Source organism: Bradyrhizobium ferriligni, assembly GCF_056837965.1.
In genome coordinates this window covers 125,377-142,754 of the sequence record NZ_JBXEJO010000005.1, presented here as the reverse complement: position 1 = coordinate 142,754, position 17,378 = coordinate 125,377, and the positions used below count along the sequence as shown (strand labels likewise).

Below are 17,378 nucleotides of genomic sequence, written 5' to 3'. Positions count from 1 at the left end.
AACGTTTCCTCTCTCCTCGCCGTTGTGTCGCGGACGAGGACCATTCTGGGATCGATGGCCGGCAAACGTGAAACTTCACGACCGACTTCGCCAGACGCGATTGGCGCCTGGCCTCTCGCGGCGGCGGGCGCGTTCGGTTGCACCTTCAGCATCAATCCCGACGCACATTCCGTTCCGGAGCTCGACCGCATGCACTGGGGCGTAGAGATGGCCCGCAAAGGCGGCGTCCTCGCGGACCGCGTCCTGAACGCGATGCCTCTCACCGAAATCATGCGACACCTGAAGCGCAAGCGCCGCTTTGCGGCGCGCGCGGCATGACGCCGGTAGCGATGGCGCTCGAAAGAATAGTCTTCGCCGTCTCGATCGACAGCAAGCATCGGTTCAGCAAGATACTCCGACTGTCGGTGACGCTCGTCGCCGGTCATGGCATCGAGGGCGACGCGCACTATGGTCAATTCGTCAAGCATCGGTACTTGACCCGCCGCTATCCTCGATCACCCAATCTCCGTCAGGTCCACCTTATTTCGAGCGAAACGCTCAACGCTCTGCGCGTCGCAGGCTACGATGTCGGGCCCGGCGAAATCGGCGAGAAGATCACGACGACCGGCCTCGATCTCGAGACCTTTCCGCTCGACACCAGGCTCCGAATTGGCGCCTCGGCATGTATCCTTCTTACCGGCTTGCGGAGCCCATGCGTCCTGATCGATCGATTTCGACCCGGCTTGAAAAGCCGGCTGAGCGACGAGCCCGGGCAGCCTTTAGGGCCGGCGTCATGGCAATGGTGACCAAAAGCGGCGACGTCTCGCCCGGCGACGCTGTCCGGGTCATCCTTCCGGCGACGCCTCACAGGCTGCTTCCGCCGCTTTGACGCGGTGCCGCAGTGCGTCAGGCGGCTTCAAGATCGTGGATGAGAGGCGGGATCCCATCCGGTGTCACATCCAGCATCGCAAGGGTGATCGGCAGCTTAAAGCGGCGCCGGCCAGCGCTTCCTGGATTCACGTACAGAACCCCGCCGACCGTTTGGATTTTCGGCATATGGGAATGGCCCGATACGACGATGTCGATGCCCTTGGCGACGGGATCGATGGACATGGCCTTAAGGTCATGGAGCACGTAGACCGTCTTCCCGGCGAGGCTCGCTGTCTCGATTTCGGCGTAGTGGCGACCCCAGTCAGCGGTGTCCACGTTGCCGCGGATTGCGGAAATAGGCGCGATCCGACGCAACGCCGCGATGATGCCGGGATCGCCGATGTCGCCGGCGTGGATGATGTAGTCGGCGTCGGCCAGCGCCTGCAGCGCCTTTGTTCTCAGATGCCGATCCTAAAGGGCATTTTGCACCATGAGCGAGTTGCAAGAATATTCTAACCTCTGCAGCGCATCTCGTCTCTCCGCATGCGATCTACGGCGGCCTCGGGCTGGCTCTCGAACACCCTTCGCTCACGTGATCGTGCAATTTTCGTTCGGCGATAATTCGATGCAGCAGGAACTCAGTTTAGCTCCTCTACAGCGCAAGGCAGGCGGCGATTCCGAAGCCGACGACGGCCACATCGCAATGGTTCGCCCTAGAGCTGCCCCCCTCCAGCAATATCGCGATATCCACCCATAGCTAGAATGCTGACCATCCTAAACTCCGAGCAACAGCGCAAATGTCCGCAGGTGCCCTGGTTCCTCCTGCCGCGGGAAATGGCCCCCGCATACCGATGACCAAGGCGGCGACCCGATCTATGCGACCGAGCTGCGGCATCGGCGGCGAGGAACAAACTCCGATCGATGCCGTTCCATCGCTTTGAACTCGAGGAGTGACGTCATGGGACTATTCACAAAAGATATCAAAACCATGGATGATCTGCTGCTGCATGGGCTGCAGGACATCTATTATGCCGAGCAGCAGATCCTCAAGGCGTTGCCGAAAATGATCGACAAGGCCACCAACCGGGATCTGGTCACGGGGCTCAGGAACCATCTCGAAGAGACGAACAAGCAGGTCGAGCGCCTCGAAAAGGCCTTTGAGAAACTGGGCCAGTCGCCGAGCGGCACGCAATGCCCCGCCATCGACGGCATCATCAAGGAAGCGGATGAGACGGCCGGCGAAATCGAAGACAAGGCGGTGCTGGATGCGGCGATCGTCGCCAACGCTCAGGCCGTCGAACATTACGAGATCTGCCGATATGGCACGCTGATCGCCTGGGCCGAGGCGCTCGGCCACGACGACATCGTGCGTTTTCTGAACACGAACCTGAACGAAGAAAAGGCAGCGAACACCAAGCTCAACACTGTGGCGTTGCGTAAGGGCGTCAATAAAAAGGCTTCCACCGCCGCCTGATCGCCAACTCTGGCGAATGATTTCGCCAGACCGGCTCCCGCTCGATGCCTAATGAGTAGTTGACTGTCGCTATGACCAACCTGACAAAATTGCCGAGCTGGGCCGACAAAGACAATATCTTTACTGTTGTCGAAACGCCGCGCGGCAGTTCGTGCAAACTCGATTTCGATCCCAAGCTCGGCATTTTTGCCTTGGCAAAGCCCCTTATGGCGGGCCTGACCTATCCGTATGATTGGGGTTTCATTCCGTCAACCAAGGCCGAGGACGGCGATCCGCTGGATGTTCTGATCCTGCACGACGCACAGACTTATCCGGGCGTCGTGCTGCGCTGTCGTCCGGTTGGAATTCTCGAAGTCGAGCAGAAGAAAAAGGGCAAGACGGAACGAAACGACCGCATTTTTGCGGTTCCTGATCGGTCGCCGCTCGAAACGAATCTCAAGGATATCCGCGATCTTCCTTCCCATGCGCGCGACGATCTCGAACAGTTCTTTCGAGCGACCAACGCGCTGGAGGACAAGGAGCTGAAGTTTCTCGGATGGCATGGTCCCAATCGAGCGACTAAGGCCATCAAACGGCTGGCCCGCTGAGCCGAGCTTAATTCCGGACCGAACTAGAACTTCAGCGTCGTTCGTAGACCAAGCACCGTTGCATTATGAAGAACCCTGCCGGGCACATAACTTGACGGGCTGGTGGCACCTCCGCCTGGATGGATGATATATTGAAAATTGGGCTGCAATGTCCACCCATCCCTGATCTGGTATTGATACACGGCGGTCAGAAGTCCTTCGAAACTTCGCATCGGCCAAATCGGATTAACAAGGGCACGATAATCGGCATCCAGCGCTTGTGCGCGTTTCGACACATGCGCGTAGCCGGCCGCAATGCCGAACTTGTCGTCGGGACGCTGGTCGCTGAGCCCAATGAATTCGATGCCGCTGTCCGCATAGAGATCGATGAGATTGCGGTCGGCGGGCGCGCCCGAGACGCGCGTAAAAATCCCGATGCCTCGATCATCGCTCTTCGGGACGCGATAGATCTTCTGCTCGAAGACCATCCAGCCGCCGATATCGCCGGACAGGAGCAAGGGTTCGCCGCTGCTGGTTGGCGACGCGAGCGAAACACCATTGGAGTCTAGTCTCTGATCGGCGAAAAACCCAAAATGCCGCCAGCCGCCCAACTTGATTTGGCCAGCAGGGTTCGGATCGCCCTTCTTGTTGTTCCAGGCATATTGGATCTGCGCGAGCAGTAAGGGCGGATCATTGACGCGAAAGTTGACGCCATAGCGGTTGCGCTCTTGCGGGTCCCCTGGGCCGGGGCCGGCCTGGTCGCCGTCGAATACGCCGCCAAGAACAGATAACCGCTCGGTGACGTTGACAAGAAGCCGGGCGCCCATCGCAGCCAAGGGGGGCGATGGTCCGCCGCTCGGCAGATCAAGTGAGGTGATCGCGGGCCAGCCCATTGAGGCGTTTGTCAGCACGTCAGTGTATCTGGTGTTGAAGAACTCGCTGTCAGCGGCGAGCTGACCGGCCTTCAGCGAGATTTTCTTATCGCCCCACTGTTTTTCGAAATAGGCCTCATAGAGACGCGTGGATGGTAAAGCCTCGATGCCGCTGACCACGAAATAATTCTGCAGACTGCCGCGCGATAATCCGCCGCCATGGATCTGGAACATGTTGGCGTGAAATGTCAGTTGATCGAGACCGGCGAGCTTCTGCAGGTCCAAATCAACGGCGAGATTGAGGCGCCCTTCATAGGCAGATCCTTGTTTCAGTCCGCCAGAGGGATTGCCCAGCACTTCGCCGATATAGGTGGCCGCTAATTTGGCGCCGTATTTTTGTAGGGGATTGGGAAGGAGACCGAGCGTTTTTTCCTCTACGGTGCTTTCGCCCGTGTCGGGATCGGCTGGTTTGTCGTCGTCAGTCTTCTTATCCTCCTGGGCGACCGCTGTCCCGGCCGCAAGCAGCATGGCAGCGAAAAGCAAACGACTAAGGCGCTTTTTGGCATGGCTCACAGTTTTCGATCCCGCTCGGCGTGATGCAAGCATATCGGGCCATGTGATTGCTCGGAATTCAAGCCCGTTGATGGAGTTCGCCTTGCAGAGGCTAACGTGTGTTAATCTAGACTGCGGAACGCGCGTGCGCTCGGTCACCCACCGACTAACTTGCCAGCATAAGGGCAACGGGCGCCACCTCGATCTGCAGGCTGAACCGTTTAGTGTGGAGGTCGATCAAAGCATCAGGACTTTCATCGAACGAACTGCAGAGCGCGTCTTCGGCGAGGATCACGCGGTAACCGATAGAGCCACCCCGTCTCCAATCGATCGCCTCGAAAACCGTTCCCGGTGAGGAACTGCGCGCCGGCCGGACGGGTTGGAAGCCGAGACAGACGATGGAGGAGAAGCGCCATGGGCTTTGGACGAGGTGCCTTGTTGTGGCTGCTGGGCGTGCCGCTGCCGATCATTCTGCTGCTGGCGATTTTCTGGCACCATTAGGGCGGCGAGCCGCGGCTCGCGCGGTGCGGCTGCCGCATCGCGCTTTGAACACTGGCCGTTGAAGCCCTCATGGCATCCTAACGCGGCAAGCGGGACGCTCGGCGGACAGTCCCCATCCCGAGGAGCACATGGCTACGGCCAAAGCCAAAAGGCGAAATCGAGGTACGGGCCCCCTCAAACGCCTTGGACCGGGCCTCATCACCGGCGCGTCGGACGATGATCCTTCCGGTATCGGCACTTATAGCCAGGCGGGCGCTCAGCTTGGTTTTGGCATCGGCTGGACGATGCTCTTGAGCTATCCTCTGATGGTGGCGATCCAGGAGATTTCGGGCCGGATCGGCCGGGTGACCGGCCACGGCATCGCAGGCAATGTCTGTCGCAATTATCCCGGCTGGGTCATCTGGTCGCTGATAAGTCTTCTCTTTATCGCCAACACGATCAATGTCGCGGCCGATCTTGGAGCCATGGCGGATGCGGCAAAACTGGTGATCAGCGGATCGGCAATCGTCTACGTCGTTGCCTTTGCAGTCATCTCGGTCTTGGCGCAGATTTTCATTGCCTACAAACGGTATGTGGCGCTCCTCAAATGGCTCACTTTAGTGCTATTTGCCTATGTCATCGCTCTGGCGGTTGTCAAAGTACCCTGGGCTGAAGCGCTCAAGGGATTGTTCGTACCGAAGATCGAATGGAGCGGCACCTTTCTGACGACGCTTGTTGCCATTCTCGGAACCACCATCTCGCCTTACCTTTTCATCTGGCAATCCTCGCAAGAGGCGGAGGAGCAGCGCATTCATCCTGACAAGAAGCCGCTCAAGGAGGACACGAGTCCCCACGAGCGCGAATTCTGGCGCATTCGCATCGATACGATGATCGGCATGGCCTTTTCGAACCTTTTTGCGATCGCCGTCATCATTACGACGGCGGCCACCTTGCACCAGCAGGGGATGACCGATGTGCAATCATCGGCGCAGGCCGCTGCGGCGTTGAAGCCGATTGCGGGCCCGCTTGCTGAACTTGTTTTTGCGCTCGGCATCATAGGCACGGGCTTGCTCGCCGTTCCGGTACTGGCCGGATCGACGGCTTATGCCATAGGCGAAGGCCGCAAATGGCCGGTCGGTCTTGCCCGCAAGCCGAAGCAGGCGGTCGCCTTCTATGCGGTGCTCGCCCTCTCCGTTGGCCTCGGCGTGGCGCTCAATTTCACGCCGATCGATCCGATCAAGGCGCTTTACTGGAGCGCGGTCATCAACGGGGTTCTGGCGGCACCGGTGATGACCATGCTTATGCTGCTCGTCAAACGGCGCGATGTGATGGGTAGGCTCGTTGTCGAAGGCTGGCTGTACTGGCTCGGCTGGGCATCGACGGCCGCGATGGGCCTCTGCATCGTCGGCATGGCGGTCAGTATGCTGATGCCCGGATCATCCTAGGAATGGCGGGAGGCGTGGTGAATACGCATTGCGCTTTCTGATTGAGGGCTTGGTCTCTCCTTGTTCGCTAACCTCGGTGACATGCTGCGATCCAAGAGTTTAGCTGGAATGTTTGGCGCTACGCCCTCGGTCGCGCTCGCAACGCTCGGCCTCGCTTTCTACAAGCATGGCGGCGACTGCGTTGCAAGCGAGAAGGACGCTCGATGATCCTCGGCTCGATCGCGCTCGCGGCCTACAGTGTTGTTGTCCGCAGTTTCTGATGCGGGCCGACTGGTCGGCGCTGAGGGCCGCCCCCGCCGCTCTTGCAATCTGGCTTTCGATGGCTGCGGGCCTCAAGCAAGTATTGATCGGGCGACCGTCATGGTCGTGCACGTCAAGCTGTTAGCACTCAAGCAGGGACGCGCCTGCGAATATGTCGGGTTTTGCGCTCGGCGGATTGGCGACCGTCGTGGCCGGCCTGGTCGCGGACTGGGGAAGCCTGCGGCCGATGGGCTGATGCGGGCCTTTCCGGCGATCTTCTGCGCCAGTGCGACCTTGATCGTCAAAGGCCCGCTCGGCATCCCGAGCGGGCCTTTTTTGCGGAGCGTTCGCCAAGACGAGGCGCGAATCCGCCCCCGCCTTTCCAGTTTAAGAAATCACAGACTGGTCGGCCGGATGCTAGATTGCTTCTCGTTACTTCTCGGGAACCCAGGTCGTGCTGGCCTTATCGTATTTGAAGCCCGGTGCGGCTTTCAAACCATCCTTCGTTTCGTCCAACGTGAGCCACCACTTGTCGTCCTTCTTTTCGGTCCTGACCGCAGTGAACGGCACGATCACATCCTTCTCGCCGGCCCCCAAGAATCCACCGACGCCGATGACAAGCCCGGTCACCTTGCCGGATTTATCGACCAACACGTCGTCGATCGTGCCGATCTTGGACTCCTTAGGATCGTAAACGCTCTGCTTGTAGTAGTTGGTCACGGTCCAACTTTCAGGCGGGGCAGCCGTCATCGTGTCCGCGGCGAAAGCGGCTGAACAAGATGCGATAATCGCGGATGCTGCCAGGATAGTCGTTAGCTTCATGTTCTCTTCTCCGATAAGCCCTGAGACGGGCTCCGGAAACGACAACCAGCCCTCATTGTTCCAAAACGCACGATAGGCATTTGCAGGACCGGGCTGAGCAAGACTTCGTTCGCTCATCAACGGTGACGAGAGGTCAGCCGGATAGCTTAAACGCAGCCGGGAGCATCCTTATTAAGACGGCTCAGCTTCGGCCTCCGTCACCTTGGATTCAATCTGGAGCATTTTGGGTGCTAACCACCCGACGCTTACCCGCGCTCTGCTCGGTATCATCAATTTCGACCGTCCGATCTGCGGCGGCCTCGGCTGGTCTCAAAAACCATCGCGCCCGGCGTGGTACGTGCACTTTTCGTCTGGCGATGGTCTGACTGCACCAGGAGCTCAGTTAAGGCGGTACAAAGCAAAGTTTAAAAGCGATGCGAACGCCACCCACCCCGCGTACGGGATAAATAAGAGAGCCGCTGGCCGATTGGCTTGCCATTGCAGGCCTATAAAAAAAAGAATCAAACCCAGCATCAGAAGGATGACCGAAAGGCCCATAGCCAAGTTGTGCAATCGGAAAACGATGGGAGACCAAAGAAAATTAAGCACCATCTGTCCGAGCCACACTTGCAAGGCCAGGCCATTGATCTCCTGTAGGTACGTTCGCCATCCAGCGATTGCGATCAGTACATACAGGACCGTCCAGGTTGGCGCGAAAACCCAGTTTGGGGGATTGAATGACGGCTTCTGCAATGCGGCGTACCATTTACCGGGCAAGTTGATTACGCCGATCAGCCAACCAATACCCACCACAGCAATAAGAAAGATTAGCAGACTTCGATTTCTGGTTTTCATGATCTGACATTGGGTGTTAAGCGAGAGCAAGGAAGAAGCAATAAAGGCATCAAGCAATCAACTGACTTGGGTGATGCCACCCGTGGCCTCCTGCCCGATAAGAAATCAAGTTAGGGCCGGGCGCAGATTACACTAGGAACCATCGATTCCGATGTCTGTTTTGCTCCCATGAGCGAGCCGTTGCCGATCCTCGTGGAGAAGTTGATCCATATGTCTTGGTTGGGACTTCCCGAGCGCTTTGGCTAGATCACAGATCCTGGCGATGCGAGCGACTTCCTTCCGAGAAGCATCGACGACATGGCACAGGCCGGTGAACATCGACAACTCATGTTAGCGAACTGTGCCATTGACGCACATCTTCTCCGCCCGCCCGATCTTGCTTTCGCGCTGCTTCTCCCGGCAACCGCTTTCGCTCGCGCCGCTCTTCCGGCGTTAAATCCGTTTTCTTCAGCGTGGGGATTTTTCACTTTCCGGAATCCTTAACGCGGGGACGGCCAGTGAAGGTTCCCTGTTGCCAGAGGTACATTCGGTCATGCTAGAGTTGCACCATGGTTGTTGACGTCCTTGTAAATGGGGGGCGGCCCCGCCGGATTAAACGCTGCTTTGATCTTAGGGAGGTGCCGCCGGCACGTTTTGCTTTGCGACAACCAGCAGCAACGCAACCGCGCCTCGCCAAAGATTCACGGGTTAATCGGATCTAACGGCCGTTCGCCCGCGCAATTCCTGCATGACGCTCGGGGGGAGCTAGCCGGCCATCAGACGGTCTTGATCCGCCGGACCCGTGTAACAGAAATCGATCCGTCCGACAGCGGATTCAGATTTGTCTGCGCCGATGGGATCAGCGGCGTTGCTGCAAAAGTTCTGCTGGCGACAGGGCTTATTGACGAGCTCCCCGAGCTTACCGGGATAGAGGCCTTTTACGGCATCTCGGCCCATCACTGTCTCTATTGCGATGGCTACGAATACGCCGGCAAACGGGTTGTTGCTTACGGCAAAGGTGATAAGGGTGCGGATCTTGCTGTGATGATGAAGCACTGGGTCAACGACATCGTATGCTGCAGCGATGGCACAGAAGTCAGCGAGCAGGCGGTTAACCGGCTCGAGCAGCACGGGATCACGCTGCGCAAGGAGCGCATCCGATCGCTCGAGGGCCCGGGGGCGCTCTTGCAAAGATCAACTTTAAGAGCGGATCCTGCCTTGCGTGCTCGGGCCTGTTTTTCTCGACTGGTTGCCGCCAAGCGTCCCATCTTTCGCAGTATCTCGGCTGCAAGCGGGACGATAAAGGGAGGCGCAATCACCGACCCGATGACGGAGGAGACCAGCGTACCAAGTGTCTATGTCGCGGGCGACGTGTCGCGCGACGTTCTGCTCGTAGCGGTCGCCATTGGCGAAGGCGCGAAGGCCGCGGTCGCCATCAACAAAGCCTTTCTCAGGCGCGACGGGCTCTGCGACTAGGGGGCGCCTCACCGCCCTTTAATCTCTGTTGCAAGCGTTCCCAGTGCTCGCCTTTCAGTGGCGATAGAAAGGTCGTAGAAATCGGGCATGCCGATAAATACCAATCTAATGCGAACTCTGTTGGCTCCGCCAGCCTAGCGCGTCTCCTTCTCGGCCCGGAGCCAGCATCGTCTTTCCGATGCCGCCAGGTCCCCTCACGGCCCACCCGCGACTGAGCCCGCGATCACCATCACCAGCGCATCGAGATCGATGCTGCCGTGCACGGCAAGATCTTCTGCATCATGCACGCGCAGCAACTCCGGACGGTTGGCGGCTTGTCGATTCAACTCGCCGATGATCGCTTCCCTCAGCTTTTCCTCGAGCATATTCGGCACCGTAACCTCCAGGATCGAATCTCGTTGTGGCCATGAACCTGCGCCAGAGGCGCTGTGGATCCAACGGGTGTGAACGGTTCCAGAATGCGACAACTGTGCCCTCCGGCACCAGCCCCTGCGCGCTTGCGCAGTCGCCTCACGACCAAGCGGGACGTCAGAGCCTGCCCGAGGCGGTCACGCGCCACACGGTGTTGCCGACATCGTCGGCAATGAGCAGGCCGCCGGACTTGTCGATCGCCAATCCCACCGGCCGGCCGCGGGATTTTTCATCCTCGCTCAGGAAGCCGGTCACGACATCCTGCGCCGGTCCGCTCGGATGGCCGTCGGCAAACGGCACGTACACAACCTTGTAGCCGTTGAGCTGCGGTCGATTCCAGCTACCGTGCTCGCCGATGAAAGCACCGCCCCGATAGGACGACGGCAAGTTTTCCCCGGAGTAGAATGCGAGCCCCAGCGGCGCGACATGAGAGCTCAGCGCGAAGTCCGGAACGGTGGCCTTCGCGACAAGGTCCGGCCGTTGCGGCTGCACCCGTGGATCGACATTCTGACCGATATAGCTGTACGGCCAGCCGTAGAAGCCGCCCTCCTTCACCGACGTCAGATAGTCGGGCACGAGATTCGGGCCAATCTCGTCGCGTTCATTGACGACGGTCCATAGCGCGCGGGTCTGCGGTTCGAAGGTCAGGCCGTTGGGATTGCGCAGGCCGCTGGCAAAAATCCGCCAGCGGCCGGTTGAACGCTCGACCTCGAGGATTGCCGCCCGATTCTTCTCCGCCTCCATCCCGTTCTCGGTGATGTTGCTGTTGGAGCCGACACCGACATAGAGCAACGCGCCGTCCGGGCTTGCCACAAGGCTCTTGGTCCAGTGATGATCGATCGGCCCGCCCGGAAGCTGTGTCAGGGTCTGACCCGGCTCGGTGATCTTGGTATCGCCTTCGTGATACGGATATCGGACGATCGCATCGGTGTTCGCGACGTACAGGTCGTTGCCGACCAGCGCGACGCCGAATGGCGAATGAAGGTGGTCGAGGAAGACGCTTTGCATCTCCGGCTTGCCATCGGCTTTGGCGCCGCGCAGCAACGTGATGCGATTGCTTTCGCCCGTATTGCCGCCGGAGGTCGCCCACGACTCCACCCATTTCATGATGAAGTCCTTTGGCCGCTTGATCGGCTCGGTCCCCGGCGCCTTGGACTCGACGACCAGGATGTCGCCGTTCGGAAGCACATAAAGCGAGCGCGGGTGCTGCAGTCCGGTCGCGAGCGCATTGATCTGCAAGGTATCCGGCACCTTGGGCTTCTCGCCCTGCTTCCAACCGACAACAGAGGCGACGTGCATTGGCGGCAGCAGATATTGCTCTAGCGCCGGCAAGTCAGGACGTGCACCGATCTGGGTCTTCGGGTCGGGCGCCGTCTCCCTGCTGCAGCCACCAAGGCCCAACCCGGCTATCAGCGCTGCCGTCAGTGCAATTTGAGGAGTGTTTGTCAGATCGAACCGCATCAGCCCGCCACTCCGACCCGATGATGATAGACCATGGCCCAACCGAGCCAAAGCGTGAACAGCATCACGAGGACGGTCAGCGCTGACAGCACCAGCCCGGTCGGCACCACCGAGGTCCAGGCGTCACGGCTGTGGACGAACGCGTTGAACAGCGCGAGCAGCATCACAATCACGTTTCCGATCATGTGAAGCCAGGCATAGGCCAGTCGGCGAATCAAGCGGTTGCCCAGGAAGTCGATCAAGCCGGCGATCGCGGCAAGGCCCCCCATGATAAGCCCCGCGAACAACAGCCAAGCCGAAAAGTTCGCCCACTGCATTTCAGCTGTTTGCCAGTAGGCAATGTCGGTCACCAGCGTGCCCACAAAGCAGACGATCGGATATGGCACCAGCATCGGATGGATTGGGTGCGTGCCTACCCTTGCCGTCGAGGCCGGAATGACCGAACGTGTGGTGATTGGCGTGACCGTGGCCTCTTGCATTTGCGCCGCTCCGAAAGAGGTCCAACGGCACGTTTGGAACGAGGTTCCTAAGTACGCCGCACCGTAGGGCGGTCTTTGGCCGCCGTCGCGATGCCGGCCAGTCGATTTTCCGGTCCGGCCGGCGATCTCGCCTCCCGAATTTTCCCGCGAACCATCGGGTTACCCTGGTAGCGTCTATGGAGACGATTGGCCGTGCCGAGCGATGTCCACGTACCTGCATCTCCAAACGAGTACCATGCCACCGGATGAAGCTAGCTGGATCAAAAAGGCTTATGAGAACGCCTAGTCCGAGGGCAAACATAAGGCTCCGCTCTAAGGGCGGCGTGGTGGACACCTGCTGTGCAGCGAGGGGTACACAAAGGGTCGCCCCATTAGTCCGACCGTGACGATGCAAAGCGGCAGGAGTAGATTGACCACGGATGCCGCGAAGAGCGCCTCCACGATCCCGGTGGCGGTCACCTGCCCCCCGATCCACAGCATGGTGGTCGCGACATCACCATCGGCGACCATGCTCGGCTGGCATTTGCCGCGATCACGATCATCCCTGCGAAGAAGAGCCGGTCCTTTTTTCTTATCGAGCGGCTTCTGGAGCAACGACACCATTGCAATGGTGGTGGTGAGAATATCGAGGATTGCACTTAGAAAGAATGTAATCCAGACAATCAGCCACAGTAGCGTGGCGAACTTCCTGGTCCGGATTTGCGCCGTAACGATCTCAAATCCGTCATGGGCATCGATCACCTCGACGATCGTCATGGCTCCCATCAGGAAAAATACGATTTTGGCCGTCGTTCCAATAGTTTCCGTCACCTCCTCGCCGAGGCGGACTTGTTGATCTTGAGCGGATGTTCCAGCGCGATCGCCGCGTAGCAGATTGCGGCGAGATGCAGCGCGCCGCTCCATAGAAGCTTCGATAGCGAAACCTCAACCGTTGGGTCGCCTATGGTTCGTTAATAGTTGATCTTTTCTGAAGGGACGCTACGGGCTACTTTGCGGCAAGCGTGAAGAACCTCGCATTGGAAGGCTGAGATAAGCTAACTTGATCGCAATCCCCGTACTCACACCAAACTGCTTTCGCCATCTGGATAACAAAAACGGCGTTTGGATGGATCGCTTTGTAGCGAGCGTTCGTCGAAAAGGGGTTAATGTTGATGCGATCATGTTGGGAAGCGATCTATGTCTAGCACTGCCTGCGCACTAACCGGATTTATTGCGTGGACACTCCTTCTTCTAGTTTTGATGGAGACAATTCGGACCTACCTTGTGCTAACGGGATCGATTGCGGCAAACGGCTTTACTCCAGACAACGCCGGGCTATCGCCGTTCATGAGACGTCTCGCGCGAGCGCACGCAAACTGCATTGAAGGTCTCCCGCTATTTGGTGGATTGCTGGCGGTCATGGTCATGACGTCAAGAACGTCAGTCACGACACGATGGCGCTTTGGTTGCTTGGCGCCCGTATCGGACAATCGATAATTCATCTTATCTCGACGAGCCCTATGGCGGTTAGCTTGCGCTTCACCGCTTTCGCCGTCAGGTAGTGATCGCAGTATACTGGTGCTGGCGATTGCTTAGCAGCTTAGCCCGCGGCGGCGCGATCAGAAGGCTAACCGGCGCGGAATGGGATCGGACCGATGATTGGGCGGTAAGGCGCAAGCCGATTTGGGCGGTCTCACCGATAAACCTATGCAACTCGGGCGCAGCGTCGTCGGGGACCGCGCGCTTCCACCATCCGCGTTGAATTATCGTAGACCTGCCCGGTGACGGTCGGCAAAGCACGTGCCTGATTATTTGTCATCAAGACTGTCAAACCCGCCTAGTTCGACAATCTTCTCGATGTCCTTAAGCGTTACGACCTTACGCTTGAGATCAAGGATGCCTTCGGTTCGGAATGATTGGAGCACTCGATTGACGTGGACGATGCTCAGGCCAAGCGCATCGGCCAGCTTAGATTGGGTAATCGGGAACTCAAACTGCTCATTGACGACCAGTCCCATTGCCGCCAACCGCTGCCGCAGTTCACCAATCAAATAAGCCATCCGCCCCGAGGCCGATCGCGTTCCGAGATTCACGATCCACTGGCGAAACAGCATCGCGTCAACGAGCGTTTCGCGCCAGAGTGCTCGCGTCAGGGCCGGCCGCGTTTCTAGGACGCGTTCGAGCGCGTCGTGATTTATGAAGCCCACCCGCGTTTCCGAAAGCGCCGTCAGATCATGGTCCATTCGTTTTAGCGGCAGGCCTTGCAGATCGGGTATGTCGCCCGCTATGTGGAACGAGAGGATCTGCCGCTTGCCGTTTTCCGCAGTCTTGGACCGGTAAGCGAAGCCGCTCAGGATCACGCAGCATTGCGTGCTGAGGTCTCCTTCGCGCACAATGATAGAATCTTCCGGCAAAGTCTTGACGGGCGCCATGATCGACCGCAGCGCCTCGATATTTTCATCAGGCAACTCGGAGTGCAGTCGCAACTTGCGGACCATCATCTCGATCGGCATCTGAAGTTCCTTGAGGTTGCGTACTCAACCTTGGACGGCCCTGACCGGCAACCCGGAGGATAGAGCTGATTCCACCAGCTTAAGCGCAACCTCTGAGTCTCAACGACGCGCATGTCTCGATATTTTTTTTCCATATCCAGCATGGCTTGCCAGTCCGGTGAGACCGGCGTGGACCTTCCCGCAAGGCTTGGGAAAGAGGCCGCTCTTACCGCCGGCCAATCTATTCAAAACCTCGATGGTGCGCTGCAACATGATCAGGAATAGCGATGAAGTGATCAATGAGCGGCACCTCCTGCCCCCTGAACGCTTGAACCACCTCGCCAGTTCCGAGTAGGAACGCGGCGACTGGGCTCCCGTTAAAAAAAGGACGCTGCCTGCCGAGTTAGAATGCTCGGACCATGAGCTTGGTATTCGAAAGAGGAAATTTGCAAGCCCATCGAAAGCATCGGCAACTCTGCGGCAGCGGTCCGAAAAGAGCGGAGACCGAGTTATGACTAGAGAACAGGAAGTCAGCGCAGAATGCGCAAGAGAAGCTCGCAAGCAAGCCGAGCTCCTCCCTCCAGGTCCGGTTCGAGATGCGCTGTTGGAGAAGGCTCGCCAATACGAGTTGCTCCTTCAGGTTCACAATGTGGGTACCCAGGCCGAGTAGGGCGTGGCACATCAAAGCGATGCCAAGCCAGTCTGCTGCTAGAGAGACGCTTTGGCCCGAAGTATTGCTTCCAACACCACGCCCAGCACCAAATTTCTAGCTTCTTCTAGCCCGGCTGCGCTCGATCGACCCGCGGCCCGGCCGCGACGTTCGACGAGGCACGCTCTGGGTTCGAGGCGGCATGGGGCGAGTTGCTGCCGACCCTGACCGAGGCGGACTTCCAGGCCTGGCGCGATCAGCGCGACTGGATCGCTCGCAAACTGGGACCGCGGCGAAAAGGTGCATTCTCAACAGCCGTCGACGCCGATGCGCTGTCCCTGCGGCGACGACACTTGATAGCCGCCGTCCGGCCGAAAGCCCGATTCACACCCCTCACATCTATGCTGCGCAAAGGCGCAATGGAATTCGACGATGAAGACAAAGGAGGACCGCCGCGGTGGCGGCCACGAAGAAACCGCGCCGGGGGATCCTAAGAAGATGCGGCTAAAGGGCGGTTCGGCCGATCTGAGGAACGCTGACCGAGCTTGATTGTTAAGAGGCATTATGGCGCCTCTCGTCACCGTTTATTTCACCTGTATCGGCTGCGGCATCGTCTATTCGGCGATCCAAGAACGCAGCTCAACCCATACGAATACTTCCGGGGCCTTCGATTGCCGGCAATGCGGAAAGCTTGTTCATCACTGGGCCGGGATCTACGACTTTAACGAGTGGAGAATCGCCTACGTGCTGTCCAAGCAACCCAAGGTGAGAAATGAGATACGTACGTGACCGCCCCAACTCCGACCCCGAGAAAGCCGCCCGCAGGCTCGTGGAGCACGCCTGCGCCTTTGAGCCGATCCAGGATGGCAGGATCTACATCGAAACGTTCAACTACCCGATGATTACCAGGACAAGGCGACACCGGCTGAGTATTGGGCCGGCTTGCAGTACGCGATCGGCCATGAGTGGCTCGAGTACCACGAAAGCGGAACCTTCGTGAGGATGCTGCGGCCGGGCAAAGACCTGTTCGCCTAGCCGACATGATCTGGTAGGGTCACCTTAGGGTCCCGCCCATGAGTTCGGACGATTACGCCGCTGAGGCGGCCAGACACCGACACGTAGCAGAAGAATATCGCACGCTATCGTCCTACGCGATGGACGACGGGATACGTCGGGCCTATCTCAAGCTGGCACATGATTATGAGCTGCTGGCGAACAACGAGGATCGGGTGGCCAGCCATCTAAAAATTACGCACTGAGGCACTGCCCTAGCAGGCTAGATCGATTATCATCACCGCGACTGCGATGCTCAGAAACCCGATGATGAGGGTCAATCTCGACGCTCGTCCGTCATACTGCACCTCAGAGAACCGGCCCCAGCAACCCGGAGAGAATGCTGAAGCCGATGGTCGTCCCACTCCTCAACCCGACCGACGTTTGCAACGCCAAGAATTGCCACTTGTTCCCGAAAAGAAACGGCCCCAGCACGAGGAGAGCACCGAGGCCGTGTCGGGTGCTACCGACGTTGAAGCACCAAGACTTGTGCTCAATCGGGCCCCGTGGAGAAACGTTCCTATTTGCCTAATGCTTAAGCCGACGACAAGTCGCAGAGCGTATCGCACCCTGCCGTCATCCGCGAACGGCCGCTGCAGGTGTCCCAATCAGAACATTTTTTTCGAAGAGTTCCTGACATTTAACCGGTGTTATAGAATCACAGCTTCCGCTAGACCAACGTGAATTCGTCACCGCGCGGCCCTCGGTATCTACCGGTGATGAGAACGCTGTCACCGCGCTCCCGCCTAACCTAACTAGGGAGCAGCGCCAATGCAGAAGCGGCGTCGTTTCAAGCAAGTGCACTCACTGGAAGAGCGCTTGGCGGAAGAGGCCAAGAGCCTTCGCGAGGAAGCAAAAACACTCGGTCCAGGTATCGAGAAAGAAATCCTTCTGAAGAAGGCCCGGCAGGCCGATGCGGCTGCTCACATGAGTGAATGGTTGCGTTGTCCCGGCTTGCAGCCTCCAAAATAGACGAGCTGATGAGCCTGCTTCACGCTATCGTGCGACATCACCGGCCAAGGCTCTGTCCGTAGGCGTCGGTGGCTGAGAGACCGATTTGCGCTCCCGCCTGCATGAGCAAGGGAGCGCGGCCCATGGCCGATCAGCGCGACTTTACCCCAGAAGCATGGTTCGAGGAGATTAAGTCCACCCTGCGCAAGTGGCCTTGCATGGTATCCATTCCTACAGTGTGACAATTTCCCGTAGCATCCCGGTGCAAGGACCCCACATCGATTTGCTATCCCCTGGGTATGCCAAGCACCTTC

18 protein-coding genes and 1 pseudogene are annotated in these 17,378 nt (G+C 58.6%); 10 read left to right on the top strand and 9 right to left on the bottom strand.

What is annotated here, in order from left to right; genetic code table 11:
* Positions 1–120 precede the first annotated feature (120 nt).
* Together AC1VNY_RS04510 and AC1VNY_RS04505 are read left to right on the top strand one after the other, a co-directional pair.
* Positions 121–318: pseudogene (locus AC1VNY_RS04510) on the top strand (DNA polymerase/3'-5' exonuclease PolX); the annotation flags it as partial.
* Complete coding sequence (locus AC1VNY_RS04505) at positions 315–785, top strand: MOSC domain-containing protein (protein ID WP_482404254.1); 471 nt, start codon at positions 315–317, stop codon at positions 783–785. The pseudogene AC1VNY_RS04510 and the gene AC1VNY_RS04505, both read left to right, overlap by 4 nt.
* 100 nt (positions 786–885) lie before the next feature.
* On the opposite strand, the gene AC1VNY_RS04500 is transcribed toward AC1VNY_RS04505, so the two are convergent.
* Positions 886–1,311, bottom strand: a complete 426-nt coding sequence (locus tag AC1VNY_RS04500) for a metallophosphoesterase family protein (RefSeq protein ID WP_482404293.1) — start codon at positions 1,309–1,311, stop codon at positions 886–888.
* A gap of 496 nt (positions 1,312–1,807) precedes the next feature.
* Between AC1VNY_RS04500 and AC1VNY_RS04495 the strand changes: the two genes are divergently transcribed.
* Entirely contained in the window at positions 1,808–2,323 is a 516-nt protein-coding gene (locus AC1VNY_RS04495) for a YciE/YciF ferroxidase family protein (RefSeq protein ID WP_212061785.1), read from the top strand.
* A gap of 71 nt (positions 2,324–2,394) precedes the next feature.
* Complete coding sequence (locus tag AC1VNY_RS04490; RefSeq protein ID WP_212061783.1) at positions 2,395–2,910, top strand: inorganic diphosphatase; 516 nt, start codon at positions 2,395–2,397, stop codon at positions 2,908–2,910.
* 23 nt (positions 2,911–2,933) lie between these two features.
* Here AC1VNY_RS04490 and AC1VNY_RS04485 read toward each other — a convergent pair whose 3' ends face one another.
* Positions 2,934–4,289, bottom strand: a complete 1,356-nt coding sequence (locus AC1VNY_RS04485; RefSeq protein ID WP_482404292.1) for a carbohydrate porin — start codon at positions 4,287–4,289, stop codon at positions 2,934–2,936.
* Positions 4,290–4,942: 653 nt separating this feature from the next.
* On the opposite strand from AC1VNY_RS04485, the gene AC1VNY_RS04480 reads away from it, so the two are divergent.
* Positions 4,943–6,238, top strand: a complete 1,296-nt coding sequence (locus tag AC1VNY_RS04480) for an Nramp family divalent metal transporter (RefSeq protein WP_482404253.1) — start codon at positions 4,943–4,945, stop codon at positions 6,236–6,238.
* 672 nt (positions 6,239–6,910) lie between these two features.
* On the opposite strand, the gene AC1VNY_RS04475 is transcribed toward AC1VNY_RS04480, so the two are convergent.
* Positions 6,911–7,300 (bottom strand): PRC-barrel domain-containing protein, encoded by a 390-nt coding sequence (locus AC1VNY_RS04475; RefSeq protein WP_482404252.1) that lies wholly within the window; start codon positions 7,298–7,300, stop codon positions 6,911–6,913.
* 378 nt (positions 7,301–7,678) lie between these two features.
* Positions 7,679–8,092, bottom strand: a complete 414-nt coding sequence (locus AC1VNY_RS04470; RefSeq protein ID WP_482404291.1) for a TspO/MBR family protein — start codon at positions 8,090–8,092, stop codon at positions 7,679–7,681.
* A 612-nt stretch (positions 8,093–8,704) separates the two neighbouring features.
* Between AC1VNY_RS04470 and AC1VNY_RS04465 the strand changes: the two genes are divergently transcribed.
* The gene (locus tag AC1VNY_RS04465) at positions 8,705–9,589 is read left to right on the top strand and encodes an NAD(P)/FAD-dependent oxidoreductase (RefSeq protein WP_482404251.1); all 885 of its coding nucleotides are present in this window, start codon (positions 8,705–8,707) and stop codon (positions 9,587–9,589) included.
* Between the two features lie 194 nt (positions 9,590–9,783).
* Here the strand turns inward: AC1VNY_RS04465 and AC1VNY_RS04460 are convergent, their stop codons facing one another.
* The 4 genes from AC1VNY_RS04460 to AC1VNY_RS04445 form a co-directional block, all read right to left on the bottom strand.
* Positions 9,784–9,954, bottom strand: coding sequence for a hypothetical protein (locus AC1VNY_RS04460; protein WP_482404250.1), 171 nt, complete (start codon positions 9,952–9,954; stop codon positions 9,784–9,786).
* Positions 9,955–10,117: 163 nt separating this feature from the next.
* Positions 10,118–11,461 (bottom strand): PQQ-dependent sugar dehydrogenase, encoded by a 1,344-nt coding sequence (locus AC1VNY_RS04455; protein WP_482404249.1) that lies wholly within the window; start codon positions 11,459–11,461, stop codon positions 10,118–10,120.
* The gene (locus tag AC1VNY_RS04450) at positions 11,461–11,940 is read right to left on the bottom strand and encodes a DUF2231 domain-containing protein (protein WP_482404248.1); all 480 of its coding nucleotides are present in this window, start codon (positions 11,938–11,940) and stop codon (positions 11,461–11,463) included. The genes AC1VNY_RS04455 and AC1VNY_RS04450 overlap by 1 nt, the downstream gene beginning before the upstream one ends.
* 312 nt (positions 11,941–12,252) lie before the next feature.
* Positions 12,253–12,843 carry an SLC13 family permease gene (locus tag AC1VNY_RS04445; RefSeq protein WP_482404247.1) on the bottom strand — a complete coding sequence of 197 codons (591 nt, stop codon included), beginning with the start codon at positions 12,841–12,843 and terminating at the stop codon, positions 12,253–12,255.
* A gap of 273 nt (positions 12,844–13,116) precedes the next feature.
* Between AC1VNY_RS04445 and AC1VNY_RS04440 the strand changes: the two genes are divergently transcribed.
* Positions 13,117–13,416 (top strand): MAPEG family protein, encoded by a 300-nt coding sequence (locus tag AC1VNY_RS04440; protein WP_482404246.1) that lies wholly within the window; start codon positions 13,117–13,119, stop codon positions 13,414–13,416.
* Positions 13,417–13,727: 311 nt separating this feature from the next.
* Here AC1VNY_RS04440 and AC1VNY_RS04435 read toward each other — a convergent pair whose 3' ends face one another.
* Entirely contained in the window at positions 13,728–14,432 is a 705-nt protein-coding gene (locus AC1VNY_RS04435; protein WP_482404245.1) for a Crp/Fnr family transcriptional regulator, read from the bottom strand.
* Between the two features lie 1,192 nt (positions 14,433–15,624).
* On the opposite strand from AC1VNY_RS04435, the gene AC1VNY_RS04430 reads away from it, so the two are divergent.
* The 3 genes from AC1VNY_RS04430 to AC1VNY_RS04420 all read left to right on the top strand — a co-directional run bounded on the left by AC1VNY_RS04430 (position 15,625) and on the right by AC1VNY_RS04420 (position 17,085).
* A complete protein-coding gene (locus tag AC1VNY_RS04430; RefSeq protein WP_482404244.1) occupies positions 15,625–15,849 on the top strand; it encodes a hypothetical protein in 225 nt (74 codons plus the stop codon).
* Between the two features lie 284 nt (positions 15,850–16,133).
* Positions 16,134–16,319: a hypothetical protein gene (locus tag AC1VNY_RS04425; RefSeq protein ID WP_482404243.1), complete on the top strand. Its 186-nt coding sequence runs from the start codon at positions 16,134–16,136 to the stop codon at positions 16,317–16,319.
* A gap of 565 nt (positions 16,320–16,884) precedes the next feature.
* On the top strand, positions 16,885–17,085 hold the full coding sequence (locus tag AC1VNY_RS04420; protein WP_482404242.1) for a hypothetical protein: 201 nt from the start codon (positions 16,885–16,887) through the stop codon (positions 17,083–17,085).
* Positions 17,086–17,378 lie beyond the last annotated feature (293 nt).

Coding starts and splice junctions, on each gene's coding strand:
- AC1VNY_RS04460 (WP_482404250.1), bottom strand. CDS start 9,954: ATGCTCGAGGAAAAGCTGAGGGAAGCGATCATCGGCGAGTTGAATCGA.
- AC1VNY_RS04485 (WP_482404292.1), bottom strand. CDS start 4,289: ATGCTGCTTGCGGCCGGGACAGCGGTCGCCCAGGAGGATAAGAAGACT.
- AC1VNY_RS04445 (WP_482404247.1), bottom strand. CDS start 12,843: ATGGAGCGGCGCGCTGCATCTCGCCGCAATCTGCTACGCGGCGATCGC.
- AC1VNY_RS04465 (WP_482404251.1), top strand. CDS start 8,705: ATGGGGGGCGGCCCCGCCGGATTAAACGCTGCTTTGATCTTAGGGAGG.
- AC1VNY_RS04425 (WP_482404243.1), top strand. CDS start 16,134: ATGAGTTCGGACGATTACGCCGCTGAGGCGGCCAGACACCGACACGTA.
- AC1VNY_RS04450 (WP_482404248.1), bottom strand. CDS start 11,940: ATGCAAGAGGCCACGGTCACGCCAATCACCACACGTTCGGTCATTCCG.
- AC1VNY_RS04430 (WP_482404244.1), top strand. CDS start 15,625: ATGGCGCCTCTCGTCACCGTTTATTTCACCTGTATCGGCTGCGGCATC.
- AC1VNY_RS04435 (WP_482404245.1), bottom strand. CDS start 14,432: ATGCCGATCGAGATGATGGTCCGCAAGTTGCGACTGCACTCCGAGTTG.
- AC1VNY_RS04490 (WP_212061783.1), top strand. CDS start 2,395: ATGACCAACCTGACAAAATTGCCGAGCTGGGCCGACAAAGACAATATC.
- AC1VNY_RS04505 (WP_482404254.1), top strand. CDS start 315: ATGACGCCGGTAGCGATGGCGCTCGAAAGAATAGTCTTCGCCGTCTCG.
- AC1VNY_RS04455 (WP_482404249.1), bottom strand. CDS start 11,461: ATGCGGTTCGATCTGACAAACACTCCTCAAATTGCACTGACGGCAGCG.
- AC1VNY_RS04420 (WP_482404242.1), top strand. CDS start 16,885: ATGCAGAAGCGGCGTCGTTTCAAGCAAGTGCACTCACTGGAAGAGCGC.
- AC1VNY_RS04440 (WP_482404246.1), top strand. CDS start 13,117: ATGTCTAGCACTGCCTGCGCACTAACCGGATTTATTGCGTGGACACTC.
- AC1VNY_RS04475 (WP_482404252.1), bottom strand. CDS start 7,300: ATGAAGCTAACGACTATCCTGGCAGCATCCGCGATTATCGCATCTTGT.
- AC1VNY_RS04495 (WP_212061785.1), top strand. CDS start 1,808: ATGGGACTATTCACAAAAGATATCAAAACCATGGATGATCTGCTGCTG.
- AC1VNY_RS04480 (WP_482404253.1), top strand. CDS start 4,943: ATGGCTACGGCCAAAGCCAAAAGGCGAAATCGAGGTACGGGCCCCCTC.